Origin of the sequence: Pseudomonas californiensis, from assembly GCF_021147775.1 — a bacterium.
GTDB classification, from domain to species: domain Bacteria; phylum Pseudomonadota; class Gammaproteobacteria; order Pseudomonadales; family Pseudomonadaceae; genus Aquipseudomonas; species Aquipseudomonas californiensis.
The window spans coordinates 147,749-163,837 of sequence record NZ_JAGTPK010000007.1; the positions used below are offsets into that span (position 1 = coordinate 147,749).

The following is a 16,089-nucleotide window of genomic DNA, read 5'->3' on the forward strand; positions in this document are numbered from 1 at the left end:
TCAGCCCCCCTTGGGGCAAGCCCTCAGACGCGTCTGCTCAATCCTCCGGCAGGTCGATCAAGTGCAGTTCGATCTCTATCTTCAGATTGCCGATTGCGATCTCCAGCACCCGCCAACGCTCAACAAGATCGTCAGTACCTTCACGCGACACGCAGTCGTCCAGCGACGCACAGGCCTTGGCCAACGGCACAGCATCAATGAGGCAGGCAGCCCCTTTGAGACGATGCAACGACGCCGCAAGAATCTCCCCATCCTGAGTCCTGGCGGCGTGTTCAAGGACTGAATGCTCATGGAGAAGGTTCTTCCACAGTTCGGCCAGTAAACGCTGTATCTGCTCATCATTGGCCTGCGTCATGCGCCGCAGGGTATTGATATCAAAGTTTGACTCACCGACCAGATTCGCCAACTCCTGGGACAGCCGCTGGAGCGAAAGCGGCTTTATCAGCAGACCGTCCATGCCTGACAGCTCACAACGCCGTCCTTCCTCACTCATGGCATTGGCAGTACAACCGATCACCGGGCAACGTGGTCGCCCTTCCTGCGCCTCTATCCGCCGAATCGCCTCGGTCAGCGCATAACCGCTGACACCGGGCATGTTGCAGTCAGTGATGATGGCGTCGAACCCACCTTCACGCCATGTCTGGAGCGCCTCCTCTCCCCCCGCTGCGGTCACCACTTGATGCCCCAGAAACTCCAACTGCCGGGTCAGCACAAGCCGGTTGGCTGACAGATCATCGACCACCATCAATCGCAGGCTCTGCTGTATTAAAGGCGGCTCGACCCAGTCGGTATCGGGTACGGAGGCTGGTTCGACCCGGCTCAACGGCACATCGATAATGACCAATGTGCCCTGCTCTGGCTCACTCTGCAGTGTGATGGCACCGCTCATCAACTCGACCAACTGTCTGGAAATACTCAGCCCCAGTCCGGTACCGCCATAACGTGATGCGGTGTCATCACTGGCCTGGGTGAATGGCTGAAACATCGTCGACTGTCGCTCAGGTGCGATGCCCACGCCGCTGTCCTGCACAGTGATGCGCAGGTGTGTGACATCGATGGATTCGTCATGCACGTCGACCGCTATGACTACAGCCCCCTCGAACGTGAACTTCAGCGCGTTGCCCACCACGTTGTGCATGATCTGACGCAATCGCAACGGGTCGAGCCAATAGTCACCGCGTGCACGCTCAGCAAATTCCAGCCGAAGCTCCAGCACCCTGGCGCGAGCCTGAGCGTCAAAAAGTTGTGCCACACTCTGAAAAAAAGGCTGGAGTGAGGTCACCTCAAGCGACAGCTGCATGCCCCCCGCTTCGATTTTCGCCAGATCCAGACTGTCGCCTACCAGTGCAACCAGCTCTCTCGCCGAGCGGTGCGCCACCTCCAGCGCTTCGGATGGTTTATCACCCCGACGGATTGCCTGTTCGCATTCGAGCTCCAGCAAGCCGATGATCGCCCCCATCGGCGTACGAATCTCATGGCTCATGATGGCCAGAAATGCACTCTTGGCCTGATTGGCCTGATCAGCGTGTCGTAACGCTTCCTCAAGTCGCCGCTCCAGACGCTTGCGCTCGGTGATATCGATCCAGCCGCCGAGCAAACCCTGGAGCGTACCATCGGCATCAAAGAACGGAACCGTCCATTGCCAGGCGTCCACGCGCTTGCCAGACAGCTCCATCGTGCGGTCCGCGAAGATCGGACGATGGGTTTGCAATAATGTCAGGTAATCCGCATGCATTTGTTCGGCGACCGGCCGCGACATAAAGTCGATGTCTGTCAGACGTCGGCCATTCATCTGCTCAAAGCTGACCCCAAAGCTGTTCTCGTAGCTACGGTTGCAGGAGATCAGGCGTCCCTTCAAATCGCGGACATAGATAGGGTTGGGAATCCCGTCGAACAATGCCCGCTTGAACGCGAGTTGATCGTTGAGCTGCGCCTCGGCCTTCATACGCTGACGGATATGCACCTTGAGCTGGCCGCTCCAGAGCAGCGAAACCAGACCAACCAGCACCGCCAGCGTCACAACCCATAGCACCCACGACGGTATTCGACTCCAGAGCGAGGGTTGAGGCAGCAACGCCCCCAGCCACTTCATTCGAATGGAGCGCAGCTCGGCCACAGGAAATTCTTCAAGTGCCTTGTTGAGAATGCTCAACAGCTCCGGCTGCGACTTGATCACTGAAAAGCGATCCGGCGACCATTTGCCCTCAACGCTTCGTGCCACCCTGAGCTTGCCCGGCGGAAAGAGATAGGCCCCGGCTTCGTTCTGGATGGTCGCATCTGCCAGGCCGCTCTCGACCAAGGCTCGCGCCTGATCGTACGTATCGGCAAGCCGAATCTGAATAAGCGGATGTTCGCGCCTTATCTGCTCCTCAAGAGCATGGCGTGCGGGCAACGCCAGTACATGGCCTTCAAGTCCCTCAAGCGAAACATTGGGCGAGCTGTCGGCACGCACGACAAATACCCAGCTGTTTCCGCCAAACGAGTAGGTGAAATCAAGAAACCGGCGACGCTCATCGTTTTCCGCCAGGGTTGTATTCATTTCCGCCTCAGCGGTGCGAAGTATCTCCATGCTTCGCTGCGTGGAAGGCACCTCCTTGTGAACGAACTGCAGGCCGGTCATGCGTGAGATACGAGCCAGCACATCGACATTGAGACCCACCCACTGGCCATTGCTGTCCTTGTAAACGTAAGGCGGATGCTGGGTGGTCGAGATCGTCACCCTCGGATGCTTGAGTATCCAGCGCCGCTCGACACCCGTCAGGTTGATTCGATGCCCATCCAGGTCGGCCCCTAACCCGCTGGTCCAGCGTCCGAGTATTTCGCGATGCGCAGAGCTGTCCAGACTGGCCAGCGCACGGTCAATGAGCATCAACAGGCGCTGCTGATCCTCACGCACGGCAAATGCAAAGCCGACCGGCGGCAACTCGCTCTCGAACTTGATCTGCAACCCAAGATAGGGTCGTAATCCGGTATAGGCCCGAACGATGACCTCATTACCGATGAACACATCGACATCGCCCTGATTGATGGCTTCCAGGGCGCTGGGCAGGTTGGGGGCGATGACAATTTCACTGTCCGGATACACGCGATGTGCAACGTCTGAATCGGCATAACCGTCCAGCAGGACCACCTTTTTCGAGGCCAGGTTCGACGGCAGGCTCTGGTCCTTCCCTCGACCGACCACCACCGCTCGGTCAGGCATGTACTCGGTGGAAAAGGCCAGCCCCTTTACCCCGCGCTCAAATCCGTTGGCGCTGGTGAGAATATCGATACTGCCGTCGCGCAGTGCGGCAATCGCTTCATCGCGTTTGGCAAAGCCGGTGACCTGAACCGTTGTGTTCAGCTGATCACCAACAAGGCTCAGGTAATCGGCACTGATGCCCTGATAACGATTGCGGTCGGTCGTGATATCGATGGGCTCGTAATCGGCAATGGTGATGCCGACTCTGAGCACCTTGTGCTGATCGAGCCATTCTCGGTCAGGCTCATCCAGAGGCAGGTCCTCAGACGCCTGGAAAGGCGTCACCAAGGCGAATGGCAAACTCTGTGCGGCACCGACCGCCTGAGCCAAAAACATTATCAACAGAAAAGGCAGAGAGCGTCGGACACCGCGTCGCTTTCCCGATCGTGCCGCTGTGCACGCCTCCCTGACATCACCTTGCCTGCTTGCCTGTTTCACAACGACTGACTCATCTGTATGGCCTGAAAACTCTCAAAGTTTGGCACGTACACATGAGAAGGCCCGCCAAGTGGCGGGCCTAAAGTTGTTACACAACGATTCGATCAGAGCGGTTTGCCGCGGTTGCCATGCTGGCTGACGAAGGCCTGTATGGCTTTCAGGTCATTTGGCAAAACCGTGCAGCGTTCGTCTCGCTGAAACAAATCAGACAAATGTGCAGGTAGCTCAAGCGCTTTTCCTACACCCGCCTTCAACACTGCGTCAGGGAACTTGACCGGATGAGCGGTCCCCAGAATCACCATCGGTGTGTCCAGACTGCGACGGCATTCGCGCGCAGCCTTCACGCCGATCGCGGTGTGCGGATCGAGCAACTCGCCAGTGTTGGCATACACCTCGGCAATGGTTTCGCACGTCTCTTCGTCAGTCACCGCCAGAGAGTCGAACAACTTGCGGGTTTCGGTCCAGCGTTCTTCGTCGACGCTGAAACCGCCGCCCTGGCGGAATGTGCTCATCAGCTCGGCAATCGCAGAACCGTTGCGACCGTGCATGTCGAACAACAGACGCTCGAAGTTTGACGACACCATGATGTCCATCGACGGAGACAGAGTGGCGTGCAGCGTTTCCTTGACGTACTGATTGCCGCTCATGAAACGGTGCAGAATGTCGTTGCGGTTGGTGGCGACGATCAGTTGATTGACCGGCAGGCCCATGTTGCGAGCCAGATAGCCTGCGAAGATATCGCCGAAGTTACCGGTCGGAACCGAGAACGACACCGACCGTGCCGGGCCACCCAGTTGCAGCGATGCATGGAAGTAGTAAACGATCTGGGCCATGATTCGTGCCCAGTTGATCGAGTTGACCGCTACCAGTGGGGTTCCTTTCAGGAAGCCTTGATCGGCGAAGCTGGCCTTGACCATTTCCTGGCAGTCATCGAAGTTGCCTTCGACTGCAATGTTGTGGATGTTGTCGCCGAAGATGGTGGTCATCTGGCGACGTTGCACGTCCGAAACGCGATTGTTCGGGTGCAGGATGAAGATGTCGACGTTATCGCAACGACGGCAGCCTTCGATGGCCGCCGAGCCAGTGTCACCAGAGGTCGCGCCGATGATCACCACACGCTCGCCCCGCTTGGCCAGCACGTAGTCCAGCAAACGACCCAGCAGTTGCAGCGCGAAGTCCTTGAACGCCAGCGTCGGTCCGTGGAACAGCTCCAGAACCCACTCGTTGCCATTCAACTGACGCAGTGGTGCGACGGCGCTGTGAGCGAAGACACCATAGGTTTCTTCAAGGATTTTCTTGAAGTCGGCATCAGGAATGCTGCCAGCCACGAACGGACGCATCACCCGAAACGCCAACTCGTGGTAAGGCAAGCCAGCCCAGGACGCGATTTCTTCCTGGGTGAAGCGTGGCAGGTTTTCCGGGACGTACAGGCCGCCATCGCTGGCCAGGCCAGTCAGCAGCACTTCTTCAAAATTCAATGCCGGCGCTTGGCCGCGGGTACTGATATAGCGCATGAGATCAAACCTTTGGTCTGAGCGGCAAGCTTGCGGCTACAAGCTTGCAGCTAGGTGTCAATTGCGTGTGTACGGCACGCCGCTCGTGGCGCGCCATTGACTTAATTCAGATGCTCGACGCGAATGCGGACCACAGGGCCGACGACATCCTGCAGGGCTTCGAGCGCCGTGATGGCGTCATTGATACCCTGCTCCACGACACGGTGCGTCAGCAGAATCATCGGTACCAGGCCGTCGTGCTCTTCGACTTCCTTCTGCATGATGGATTCGATATTGATGCCACGCTCGGACAGAATGCTCGCTACCTGCGCCAGAACACCTGGATGGTCCTTGGCCTGGATACGCAGGTAATAAGCGCTTTCGCATGCTTCGATCGGCAGGATCGGATGGGCAGACAACGAATCAGGCTGGAACGCCAGATGCGGTACGCGGTTCTCCGGATCGCAAGTCATGGCACGCACCACGTCCACCAGGTCAGCGATCACCGAAGAAGCAGTCGGCTCCATACCGGCACCAGCGCCGTAGAACAACGTCGAACCCGAGGCGTCACCATTGACCATCACCGCGTTCATCACGCCGTTGACGTTGGCGATCAGGCGATCTGCCGGGATCAGGGTCGGGTGCACGCGCAGCTCGATGCCTTGCGCGGTGCTGCGCGCAACACCCAGATGCTTGATACGGTAGCCCAGCGCCTCTGCGTAGTTCACGTCAGCGGTGGTCAGCTTGGTGATGCCTTCGGTATAAGCCTTGTCGAACTGCAACGGGATACCGAATGCGATCGATGCAAGGATAGTCAGTTTGTGCGCAGCATCGATGCCTTCAACGTCGAAAGTCGGGTCTACTTCGGCGTAACCCAGCGCCTGGGCTTCAGCAAGAACGTCCGGGAAGGCACGGCCTTTTTCACGCATTTCAGTCAGGATGAAGTTGCCTGTGCCGTTGATGATCCCGGCAACCCAATTGATGCGGTTGGCAGACAGACCTTCGCGGATGGCCTTGATGACCGGGATCCCGCCTGCAACGGCGGCTTCAAAGGCAACGATCACGCCCTTTTCACGTGCCTTGGCAAAGATCTCGTTACCGTGAACGGCGATCAGCGCCTTGTTGGCAGTAACAACATGCTTGCCGTTCTCGATGGCCTTGAGGACCAATTCACGGGCGACGGTATAACCGCCGATCAGCTCAACAATGATGTCGATTTCAGGGTTGGTCGCAACGGCAAACACGTCGCTGGTCGTAGGCGTACCGGCAATCTGGCAGTTGGGGTTTGGCGTACGAACCGCAATTTGCGCGACTTCGATTCCACGCCCGGCACGGCGGGCAATCTCCTCGGCGTTACGCTGAAGTACGTTGAAAGTACCGCCACCGACAGTACCCAGCCCACATATGCCTACTTTGACCGGTTTCACTGATGAACTCCCCGAAAAACAGCCGATCCTGAATCGGCTGTGGAAAACAGTCGTGTATCACCACACGACTACTGTTAGGCGCGACGACGACAGCGCCGCCGTCCCGGACCGTGAGGCGGACCTCACGAAGTGCAACTATTTGGCGCCCATCGCCAGCTTGGCCACCTGGGCCGCAGGCTGATAACCCGGAATGACCTGACCGTCAGCCAGCACGATGGCCGGTGTGCCGTTGACGCCGATGGATTGACCCATCTCGTACTGCTTGGTCACAGGGTTGTCACACTTGGCAGCCTTGATGTCCTTGCCATCGACCATGCGGTCCATGGCGGCCTTGCGGTCCTTGGAACACCAGACAGCCTGCAATTGCTCGTCACCCGGCGAACCCAGACCCTGACGCGGGAAGGCCAGGTAACGGACTTCGATGCCCATCTTGTTCAACTGCCCGACTTCTTCGTGCAGCTTGTGGCAATACGGGCAAGTGGTGTCGGTGAAGACCGTGATGTGCGACTTGGTTTCGCCAATCGCCGGATACACGACCATATCCGTTGCCGGAATGGCGTTGATGGTTTTGGAAATGGCCAGACGCTCGGTCTTCTCGGTCAGGTTGACCGGCTTGCCATTCTGAACCTGAAACAGGTAACCCTGGACCACAAACTGGCCGTCGGCGCTGGCATACAGCACGCGGCCGCCCTTGAGTTTGACTTCGTACAGACCATTGAGAGGGCTTGGTGCGATGCTCTCGACCGGCAGTTCAAGCTTGAGCGAATCAAGGGTCTTGCGAATAGCCTGATCGGGTGCTGCATCAGCCAGGGCGAACGTACTGAACATACCGGCCATTACAACAACGGCGGCAGAGAAAAGCTGAGGCAAGCGCATGAAAACTCCTATGACGGCGGACTGACTGACCACTGCAAAAACAAAGAGGACCAGCCTCGATCTGCGAAACCGGCAAAGCCTATCACATAAGGCCTGTAACACCGACCCACCGTGACGTAAGACAAGGCTTATATTGCACCGGATTATCATCCACGCGGGTGATGTTTCGCGTGCATGTCCTGCAGTCGGGCGCGTGCGACGTGCGTGTAGATCTGGGTCGTCGAAAGGTCGCTGTGCCCCAGCAGCATCTGCACCACGCGCAAATCCGCGCCGTGGTTGAGCAAATGAGTGGCAAACGCGTGCCGCAGGGTGTGCGGCGACAGGGCTTTGCCGATACCGGCCACTGCGGCGTGGTGCTTGATGCGGTGCCAGAATGTCTGACGAGTCATCTGTTCGCCACGCAGACTGGGAAACAGTACATCGCTGGGGCGCCCGCCCAGCAATTCGTCGCGCGCCCCACGCATATAGCGCTCAACCCAGACGATCGCTTCTTCGCCCATGGGCACCAGCCGCTCCTTGCTGCCCTTGCCCATCACGCGCAATACACCCTGACGCAAATTCACCTGCTCCAGCGTCAGGCTGATCAACTCGGTGACGCGCAAGCCGCACGCATATAGAACCTCCAGCATTGCGCGGTCACGCTCACCAATTGCCTCGCTCAGGTCCGGCGCAGCCAGCAGAGACTCGACGTCGGCTTCGGACAGAGACTTGGGCAACGGCTTGCCCAGTTGCGGCATGTCGATCTGCAGGGTCGGATCGACAGCGATCAGTTTTTCACGCAGCAGGTAGCGATAGAAGCCCCGAGCACCTGAAAGAAATCGCGCGGTAGAGCGTGGCTTGTAAGCCTGATCAACACGCCAGGCCAGATGATCAAGAATAACCTCGCGCCCGGCACCGACAAGGTCCACGTGACGCTCCTGCAACCAGCCGTTGAACAGGACCAGATCACTGCGATAAGCATCGCGCGTGTTATCGGAGAGACCTTTTTCCAGCCAGAGGGCATCCAGAAACTGGTCGATCAGCGGGTGGTCAATGGCAGACATGGTTACGGGTACTCGTATGACGCCAAAAGGGCGACTCATCAAACAGCAGACAGCAAAAAGGCAGCCCGAAGGCTGCCTTTCTTATGCATCGAAAAACTGTATCAGGACAGTTTTTCCTTGATGCGAGCTGCTTTACCGGACAGGTCACGCAGGTAGTACAGTTTGGCCTTGCGAACGTCACCGCGACGTTTCACAGCCATGCTGTCGATTTGCGGGCTGTAGGTCTGGAAAGTACGCTCAACGCCAACACCGTTGGAGATTTTACGAACAGTGAAAGCACTGTTCACGCCACGGTTACGCTTGGCAATTACAACGCCTTCGAACGCTTGCAGACGCGCGCGGTCGCCTTCCTTCACTTTCACCTGAACGACAACAGTGTCGCCTGGGGCAAAGGTAGGGATCTCTTTGGTCATCTGCTCTGCTTCGAGGGCAAGAATGATTTTGTTAGTCATGCTGGTGCTCCTAAGGTAATCCGTATGGATCAACCATCGATACGTTAACTATCGTCCCGCTCGCGGATGTATTCCGCCAGCAGCTTCTTCTCTTCTCCAGAAAGCGAGCGGCTTTCCAGAAGATCAGCCCGTCGTTCGTAGGTCCGCCCAAGGGACTGCTGCAAACGCCAACGCCGGATGTGCGCGTGATTGCCACTTAGCAACACGTCGGGAACACGCTGATCCGCATACACCTCAGGTCGGGTGTAGTGCGGGCAATCCAGCAGACCATCCGTGAAGGAATCTTCCTCCGCGGAGTCCACATGCCCTAAAGCTCCAGGCAGCAGCCGCGTAACCGCGTCAATCAGGACCATCGCCGGCAGCTCGCCACCGGAAAGAACATAGTCACCAATCGACCACTCTTCATCGACATGAGCCTCAATAAAGCGCTCGTCAATGCCTTCATAACGACCGGCGATGAGGATAATCGCTTCCTCCTGCGCCAGTTCGCGTACCGCAGACTGATTCAGTTGGCGGCCTTGTGGCGACAGGTAAATAACCTTCGCCGCATCCCCTGCCGCTTGTCTGGCCTGAACCAGAGCATCTTCAAGGGGCTTGATCTTCATCACCATGCCCGGACCACCGCCAAATGGGCGATCATCCACAGTGTGATGACGATCAGTGGTGTAATCCCGCGGATTCCAACAGGTGAGCTGCAACAGCCCCTGTTTCACCGCACGGCTGGTAATGCCGTATTCGCTGATGGCGGAAAACATCTCGGGAAACAGACTGATGACTTCTATGCGTAGGCTAGCCATGGCACTCAGAAGTCCGCATCCCAATCCACCTTCATCTCGCCAGCACCCAGGTCGACTGCCAACACGCATTGCTCCGTATAGGGCAACAGGCGTTCACGATCATCCAGGCTACCCGCGCAGGGCTTTACAACCATTACATCGTTCGAACCGGTTTCGAGCAGGTGATCGATTTTCCCGAGCAATTGCCCAAGTTGATCAATGACCTTTAGGCCTTCAAGCTGGTACCAGTAGTACTCGCCATCGTCCAGATCAGGGAACAGGTTACGCGGCACGCAGATTTCGTAACCGGAGAGAAGACGAGCTTCTTCGCGATCATCGAGACCTTTGAGCTTTGCGACCAGAAACTTGCTTTGCAAGCGTCCACTGACCAGCTCAACCTGCTTCTCAACGCTGCCTTCGCGCCGAAGCGTCCAGGTTTTGTAGTCCAACAGGTTTCCAATCGGATCAGTAAAGGAAAAGACCTTCACTTCGCCGCGAACGCCATGAACTGAGTAAATCTTGCCAATGACGATCAGATCGTCGGCAGGTGCAGGCGTCGCGTTCATAAGACTCAGGCCGCGGCCTTTGCCTTGTTGTGCTCTTTGAGCAGCTGTGCAACGCGCTCAGAAGTTTGTGCACCTACGCTCAACCAGTAGTTGACGCGCTCTTCGTTAACGGACAAACGGATTTCCTGACCACGGGCAACCGGGTTGAAGAAACCAACCTGTTCCTTGTGGGAACCGTCACGAGCGTTGCGGCTGTCGGTTACGGTCAAGTGGTAAAACGGGCGCTTTTTGGAGCCGCCAAGGGCAAGACGGATGGTTAGCATTGAACATCGTTCCTGTAGTCGGTGCTGCAAATCTAAGATGCACAGCGGGCATAGGTGCCCGAAAGGCCGCATATTCTAAGGAATATCCCGACTTTTGCAAATGTCTTTTTCCGGCGCCTATCGGCATGCCTTCCAGATTTGCCAAGGAGCTGTCGGTATGACAGCGAGTAGAAGCCCGCAAAACGCGGGCTGGCTGAGGGTTACCCCTCATGTGGGACGCGCGCAGCATAACGCGCGCGACTCAATCACATCTTTGGCATGCCGCCGCCGGGGAGCATTCCGCCCATCCCGCGCATCATTTTTGCCATTCCGCCTTTGGCAGAGAATTTTTTCATCATCTTCTGCATCTGCTTGTGCTGCTTGATCAGGCGCCCGATATCCTGCACCTGAGTGCCTGAACCCATCGCGATACGACGCTTGCGCGAACCACTGATCAGGTCCGGGTCACGACGTTCGGCCGGTGTCATCGAGTTGATGATGGCTTCCATCTGCTTGAACTGCTTCTCGGCTGCGCCCTGGGCATTGCCCATCTGGGACAGGTTCACACCACCGATGCTGGGCAGCTTGTCCATCAGGCCACCAAGGCCGCCCATGTTCTTCATCTGTTGCAGCTGGTCGCGGAAGTCTTCGAGATCGAAGCCTTTGCCCTTCTTGAGCTTTTTCGCCAGCTTGTCGGCTTTATCCTTGTCGAGGGTCTGTTCGGCCTGCTCGATCAGGCTGAGCACATCGCCCATGCCCAGGATTCGCGACGCAATACGGTCCGGGTGGAATGGCTCGAGCGCATCGCTCTTCTCGCCCATACCGATGAATTTGATCGGTTTGCCGGTGATCGCGCGCACCGACAGTGCAGCACCACCTCGTGCATCACCATCGACCTTGGTGAGGATCACACCCGTGAGTGGCAGCGCATCACCAAACGCCTTGGCGGTGTTGGCCGCATCCTGACCGGTCATGGCGTCTACGACAAACAACGTCTCGACCGGCTTGACCGCGGCATGCAATGCCTGGATCTCGCCCATCATCTCGGCGTCGATGTGCAAGCGACCGGCGGTGTCGACGATCACGACATCAATGAATTTGAGCTTTGCTTCTTTAATCGCAGCCTGCGCGATGTCCACCGGCTTCTGGCTGACGTCGGACGCAAAGAACGTGACACCGATATCATTGGCCAGCGTTTCGAGCTGCTTGATGGCTGCGGGACGATAAACGTCGACCGAAACGACCATCACGGTCTTCTTCTTGCGCTCTTTAAGGAAGCGCGCCAGCTTGCCAGCCGTTGTGGTCTTGCCCGCACCTTGCAGACCGGCCATCAATACGACGGCAGGCGGAGTGACGTTGAGCACCAGATCTTCGTTGGCGGCGCCCATCAGGCTTTCGAGTTCGGCCTGGACGATTTTCACGAACGCCTGGCCCGGCGTCAGGCTGCGCGACACCTCGGTGCCGACAGCACGCTCCTTGACGTTGTTGACGAAGTCTTTGACCACCGGCAAGGCGACGTCGGCTTCAAGCAACGCCATACGCACTTCGCGCAAGGTATCTTTGATGTTGTCCTCGTTCAGCTTGGCCTTGCCAGTCACGTGGCGAAGCGTCTGCGAGAGGCGGTCAGTCAGATTTTCAAACATGCGCGATCCTTTCAGGCTCTCGTCGAACCCCGGTTGATGCGGCCCGGCCCGTGATGCAGAAATGGCGCTCGGCGAGCCTGCGGCTTGAGCAGGTCGCGGATTATAGCGAAGACTCTGTCGCACGGACACCATGCAGACTGCTTCTGTGGTCTTTCGTGATTTGTGGGTTCTATGCCAAACTCAGCGTCTTTTCAGGCCCGTCCATCAGGATCTATGTTCCCTTTGCCACCCAGCCTGCTCACCAGCCTCGCCGCCGCCAGCCTTTACGCCGCTGCGACCGTCTATCAGGGTCTTCGCCTGAGCCAGAGAGCCAAGCCTGATAAAAGGCTGCTTTGCCTGCTCGGCACCCTGGCGGTCATCGCTCATGCCATAGGTCTTTTCTCCCAGCTTGCGCGACCGGCAGGCCTGGGCCTGGACTTCTTCAACTCGGCCAGCCTTATTGCCGCGTCAGTGATTGCAGTGACGCTGATCGCCACCGCCCGCATCCCGGTGGAAAATCTTCTGGTGCTGCTGTTCCCTCTGGGCATGGTCACGGTACTGCTGGCGCAGTTCGCGCCAAGCGGTACGGTGCAGCCGATCATGGAAGAGCCCGGCATCCTCAGCCACATTCTATTGTCGCTGCTGGCATACGGCATGTTTACAATTGCCGCTTTTCAGGCATTGCTGCTGTTGCTGCAGGATCACCAGCTAAAGAACAAGCACCCCGCCGGACTGATCAAAAACTTCCCACCCCTGCAGACCATGGAGAGCCTGCTGTTCGGTTTTCTGTGGGCAGGCTGGACCCTGCTGTCGCTGTCGCTGCTCTCGGGCTGGCTGTTTGTAGAGAACCTGTTCGCTCAGCACCTGGTGCATAAAACCCTGCTCGCCTGCCTTGCGTGGGTGGTGTTCAGTGTTCTGCTTTGGGGGCGCAACCGCCTGGGATGGCGCGGACACAAGGCCATTCGCTGGACGCTGGGCGGCTTTTGCCTGCTGATGCTGGCCTATTTCGGCAGCAAGCTGGTACGCGAATTCATTCTGCATATCTGACGGGCGACGATCATGGATAACCTGCCCATCGGACCGCTGCTCGGTGTTCTGGCGCTGTTGATACTCTGGTCCGCACTGCTGACAGCTGTCGAGACCGCGCATCAGCAACTCCGGGCACTACGCGCAGGTACTGATCCGGCGCAAGCCGAGCGAATGCCCGAGCTGGCCTTCAATATCAACAGCCTGATTCTGTGCAATACGCTGATCAGGGTGCTGATCACAATCATCGCCACGTTTCTCGCGACCAGCTACTGGCTGTACAACGGCCCGACTGCCGCCTGGCTGGGCACCGCCAGCGTCATGCTGGTGTTCGCCGAATACATGCCACGCCGCCTGGGGCATCGTTACGCAGTGGCGACCGTCCTGCTTGGCAACGGGACGTTGCGGGTCCCGATGAAGTTCATCTGGCCGCTGACCTGTATTTTCAACGGCCTTGCCAAACTGCTGCTAAACCCGCTCATGAAGCGCGGCACTGCGGAACATGCTTCGGAGTCCGCCAACAATCCGGTGCAGCACGCCCGTCACGACGGTGTGCAGGAACACCACCCTCGTGCCAATGTGCTTTCAGGTATCCGCGCGCTGGACAGCATTACCGTCAACGACATCCTGATCCCACGCAGCGAAGTCGATGGCGTCAATATCGACGACCCTATCGAACTGATCATCGAACGTCTGATCATTTCGCGTCATACACGCCTGCCGGTCTACCACAACGACATCAATCAAGTGCAGGGTGTAATCAACACCCGTGACATCAGCCACTTGCTGCCCAAGGCCACGCTCACCAAGGAGCAACTGCTGGCGGTCTGCTACGAACCTTATTTCGTGCCTGAAAGCACGCCCCTGCAACTGCAACTGCTGAACTTCCACAAGCAGCAGCGCCGATTGGGCGTGGTGGTCGACGAGTACGGCGAAGTGCTGGGCATTGTGACCCTTGAGGATATTCTGGAAGAAATCGTCGGTGAGTTCGAGAACGAGCAGAGCCTGGATAACCCGCACGTAAAGCGCCAGGAAGACGGCCGTCTGGAAGTGGAAGGCGCCGCCTCCATTCGCGACTTGAACAAGAGCCTGGGCTGGCATTTGCCTTCCGATGGACCCAAGACACTCAACGGGCTGGTGACCGAAGCACTGGAAACCATCCCCGACGCACCGGTATGCCTGAAGATCGGTCCTTATCGCCTGGAAATTCTCGAAACCGAAGACAACCGGGTTACCCGCGTAGCCATGTGGCAGAACGCCCCCAGCCGGGTCTTCAAATAAAACGCCAAGCGCTGTTACCACTTGTTTCAGCGCGCGCGCCCTTCCTATAATCAGAACGCTTACCCAGCCCAGCCGTTGCGCGTGCTACCCGCACAGAGCGCCAACGGCCAGTTCGTCAGCCTGAACGGCTCATACCACTCAATGGCCTTCGCCCCTATCCCGAGCGATGCCATTGCCCTCCCGCCCAACCGGGCTACGCTGCTCAGCGCTGCATTCGTAAATCACAATAATGAAAACCTGTCGCAGTGTGACAAGCACTGACCGACAAGACGACTGTCAGGGAACCCTCGCATGACCAGCACTTCAACTTTCAACGAAGACGACGCCGCGCCTGCCGCTCCCGTCAATTCGGCAACCCGCGTTGCCACGGCAAGCTTCATTGGCACTGCCATTGAGTTCTACGATTTCTATGTCTACGCCACCGCTGCTGCACTGGTGATCGGACCAGTGTTCTTCCCGCAGACGTCAGGCACCGCACAGATGCTGTCGTCGTTTCTGACGTTCGGGATCGCGTTTCTTGCAAGGCCGTTGGGCTCGGCGCTGTTCGGCCATTTTGGCGATCGGGTCGGACGAAAATCCACATTGGTCGCATCTTTGCTCTTGATGGGCATCTGCACCACCCTGATCGGCGTGCTGCCCGGCTACGCCACTATCGGGGCCTGGGCACCCATACTGCTGTGCGTTTTGCGCTTCGGCCAAGGGCTGGGCCTGGGTGGGGAATGGGGTGGTGCGGCCTTGCTGGCCACTGAAAACGCCCCCAAGGGCAAGCGAGCCTGGTTTGGCATGTTCCCACAATTAGGTCCGTCAATTGGCTTTCTGGCGGCCAACGGGCTGTTTTTGACTCTGGCAATGACCCTGACCGACGAGCAATTCCGTGCCTGGGGCTGGCGGATTCCGTTTCTGCTCAGCGCGCTGCTGGTCATGGTCGGGCTTTACGTACGCCTGAAGCTTGAGGAAACACCGGTTTTCGCCAAGGCGATGGCCCATCACAAGCGGGTCAGCATGCCTATTGTCGAAACCTTCAGCCAACACTGGAAGCCGATGCTACTGGGCGCAGCCTCGATGGTGGTGTGCTATGCGCTGTTTTACATTTCGACCGTGTTTTCGCTGAGCTACGGCGTTTCGACGCTGGGTTACACGCGTGAAACTTTCCTCGGACTGCTGTGCTTCGCAGTGTTGTTCATGGCGGCGGCAACGCCTTTGTCAGCGCTGGCAAGCGACCGCTTCGGGCGCAAACCGGTGCTGATTGCAGGCGCAGTCCTGGCAATACTGTCGGGGTTCGCAATGGAGCCATTACTGACCCACGGCACTACCTGGGGCGTGGCGCTGTTTCTGTGCATAGAGCTGTTCTTGATGGGCATCACGTTCGCACCGATGGGTGCGCTGCTGCCGGAGCTGTTCCCGACGCAGGTGCGCTACACCGGCGCATCGGCCGCTTATAACCTGGGCGGGATCGTGGGTGCTTCGGTTGCACCCTTCTTCGCCCAGAAACTGGTGGCGATGGGCGGCTTGAGTTGGGTGGGAGGTTACGTTTCGGCAGCAGCGCTGATCAGCCTGCTGGCCGTACTGTGCCTGAAAGAAACACGCAATAACGAGCTGTAAAGCA

13 protein-coding genes are annotated in these 16,089 nt (G+C 57.9%); 3 read left to right on the forward strand and 10 right to left on the reverse strand.

What is annotated here, in order from left to right; all coding sequences use genetic code 11:
- Nucleotides 1-37: 37 nt before the first annotated feature.
- From KDX37_RS09175 to ffh, 10 genes are all read right to left on the reverse strand, one after another.
- Nucleotides 38-3,577 carry a transporter substrate-binding domain-containing protein gene (locus KDX37_RS09175; RefSeq protein ID WP_231652353.1) on the reverse strand — a complete coding sequence of 1,180 codons (3,540 nt, stop codon included), beginning with the start codon at nucleotides 3,575-3,577 and terminating at the stop codon, nucleotides 38-40.
- Nucleotides 3,578-3,783: 206 nt separating this feature from the next.
- Nucleotides 3,784-5,193, reverse strand: a complete 1,410-nt coding sequence (gene thrC, locus KDX37_RS09180) for a threonine synthase (RefSeq protein ID WP_231652354.1) — start codon at nucleotides 5,191-5,193, stop codon at nucleotides 3,784-3,786.
- A gap of 101 nt (nucleotides 5,194-5,294) precedes the next feature.
- Nucleotides 5,295-6,599, reverse strand: a complete 1,305-nt coding sequence (locus tag KDX37_RS09185; RefSeq protein WP_231652355.1) for a homoserine dehydrogenase — start codon at nucleotides 6,597-6,599, stop codon at nucleotides 5,295-5,297.
- Between the two features lie 135 nt (nucleotides 6,600-6,734).
- Nucleotides 6,735-7,475, reverse strand: a complete 741-nt coding sequence (gene dsbC, locus KDX37_RS09190) for a bifunctional protein-disulfide isomerase/oxidoreductase DsbC (RefSeq protein WP_231652356.1) — start codon at nucleotides 7,473-7,475, stop codon at nucleotides 6,735-6,737.
- 146 nt (nucleotides 7,476-7,621) lie between these two features.
- Nucleotides 7,622-8,518 carry a site-specific tyrosine recombinase XerD gene (gene xerD / locus KDX37_RS09195; RefSeq protein WP_231652357.1) on the reverse strand — a complete coding sequence of 299 codons (897 nt, stop codon included), beginning with the start codon at nucleotides 8,516-8,518 and terminating at the stop codon, nucleotides 7,622-7,624.
- A gap of 101 nt (nucleotides 8,519-8,619) precedes the next feature.
- Entirely contained in the window at nucleotides 8,620-8,970 is a 351-nt protein-coding gene (rplS, locus tag KDX37_RS09200) for a 50S ribosomal protein L19 (protein ID WP_004878874.1), read from the reverse strand.
- A gap of 44 nt (nucleotides 8,971-9,014) precedes the next feature.
- Nucleotides 9,015-9,767 (reverse strand): tRNA (guanosine(37)-N1)-methyltransferase TrmD, encoded by a 753-nt coding sequence (gene trmD / locus KDX37_RS09205; RefSeq protein ID WP_024657458.1) that lies wholly within the window; start codon nucleotides 9,765-9,767, stop codon nucleotides 9,015-9,017.
- Between the two features lie 5 nt (nucleotides 9,768-9,772).
- Nucleotides 9,773-10,312: a ribosome maturation factor RimM gene (gene rimM, locus KDX37_RS09210; protein WP_004878870.1), complete on the reverse strand. Its 540-nt coding sequence runs from the start codon at nucleotides 10,310-10,312 to the stop codon at nucleotides 9,773-9,775.
- A 5-nt stretch (nucleotides 10,313-10,317) separates the two neighbouring features.
- A complete protein-coding gene (gene rpsP / locus KDX37_RS09215) occupies nucleotides 10,318-10,575 on the reverse strand; it encodes a 30S ribosomal protein S16 (RefSeq protein ID WP_024685933.1) in 258 nt (85 codons plus the stop codon).
- Nucleotides 10,576-10,820: 245 nt separating this feature from the next.
- The gene (ffh, locus tag KDX37_RS09220) at nucleotides 10,821-12,197 is read right to left on the reverse strand and encodes a signal recognition particle protein (RefSeq protein WP_231652358.1); all 1,377 of its coding nucleotides are present in this window, start codon (nucleotides 12,195-12,197) and stop codon (nucleotides 10,821-10,823) included.
- A 213-nt stretch (nucleotides 12,198-12,410) separates the two neighbouring features.
- Here ffh and KDX37_RS09225 point away from each other — a divergent pair, with 213 nt between their 5' ends.
- The 3 genes from KDX37_RS09225 to KDX37_RS09235 all read left to right on the forward strand — a co-directional run bounded on the left by KDX37_RS09225 (nucleotide 12,411) and on the right by KDX37_RS09235 (nucleotide 16,085).
- Nucleotides 12,411-13,223: a cytochrome C assembly family protein gene (locus KDX37_RS09225; protein ID WP_231652359.1), complete on the forward strand. Its 813-nt coding sequence runs from the start codon at nucleotides 12,411-12,413 to the stop codon at nucleotides 13,221-13,223.
- Nucleotides 13,224-13,235: 12 nt separating this feature from the next.
- The gene (locus tag KDX37_RS09230; RefSeq protein ID WP_231652361.1) at nucleotides 13,236-14,483 is read left to right on the forward strand and encodes a transporter associated domain-containing protein; all 1,248 of its coding nucleotides are present in this window, start codon (nucleotides 13,236-13,238) and stop codon (nucleotides 14,481-14,483) included.
- Between the two features lie 291 nt (nucleotides 14,484-14,774).
- Nucleotides 14,775-16,085: an MFS transporter gene (locus KDX37_RS09235; RefSeq protein ID WP_231652362.1), complete on the forward strand. Its 1,311-nt coding sequence runs from the start codon at nucleotides 14,775-14,777 to the stop codon at nucleotides 16,083-16,085.
- Nucleotides 16,086-16,089 lie beyond the last annotated feature (4 nt).

Bases quoted from the DNA above. Each gene is read 5' to 3' on its own strand.
- KDX37_RS09175 (WP_231652353.1), bottom strand. From the start codon at position 3,577: ATGTTTTTGGCTCAGGCGGTCGGTGCCGCACAGAGTTTGCCATTCGCC.
- thrC (WP_231652354.1), bottom strand. From the start codon at position 5,193: ATGCGCTATATCAGTACCCGCGGCCAAGCGCCGGCATTGAATTTTGAA.
- dsbC (WP_231652356.1), bottom strand. From the start codon at position 7,475: ATGCGCTTGCCTCAGCTTTTCTCTGCCGCCGTTGTTGTAATGGCCGGT.
- xerD (WP_231652357.1), bottom strand. From the start codon at position 8,518: ATGTCTGCCATTGACCACCCGCTGATCGACCAGTTTCTGGATGCCCTC.
- rplS (WP_004878874.1), bottom strand. From the start codon at position 8,970: ATGACTAACAAAATCATTCTTGCCCTCGAAGCAGAGCAGATGACCAAA.
- trmD (WP_024657458.1), bottom strand. From the start codon at position 9,767: ATGGCTAGCCTACGCATAGAAGTCATCAGTCTGTTTCCCGAGATGTTT.
- rimM (WP_004878870.1), bottom strand. From the start codon at position 10,312: ATGAACGCGACGCCTGCACCTGCCGACGATCTGATCGTCATTGGCAAG.
- rpsP (WP_024685933.1), bottom strand. From the start codon at position 10,575: ATGCTAACCATCCGTCTTGCCCTTGGCGGCTCCAAAAAGCGCCCGTTT.
- ffh (WP_231652358.1), bottom strand. From the start codon at position 12,197: ATGTTTGAAAATCTGACTGACCGCCTCTCGCAGACGCTTCGCCACGTG.
- KDX37_RS09225 (WP_231652359.1), top strand. From the start codon at position 12,411: ATGTTCCCTTTGCCACCCAGCCTGCTCACCAGCCTCGCCGCCGCCAGC.
- KDX37_RS09230 (WP_231652361.1), top strand. From the start codon at position 13,236: ATGGATAACCTGCCCATCGGACCGCTGCTCGGTGTTCTGGCGCTGTTG.
- KDX37_RS09235 (WP_231652362.1), top strand. From the start codon at position 14,775: ATGACCAGCACTTCAACTTTCAACGAAGACGACGCCGCGCCTGCCGCT.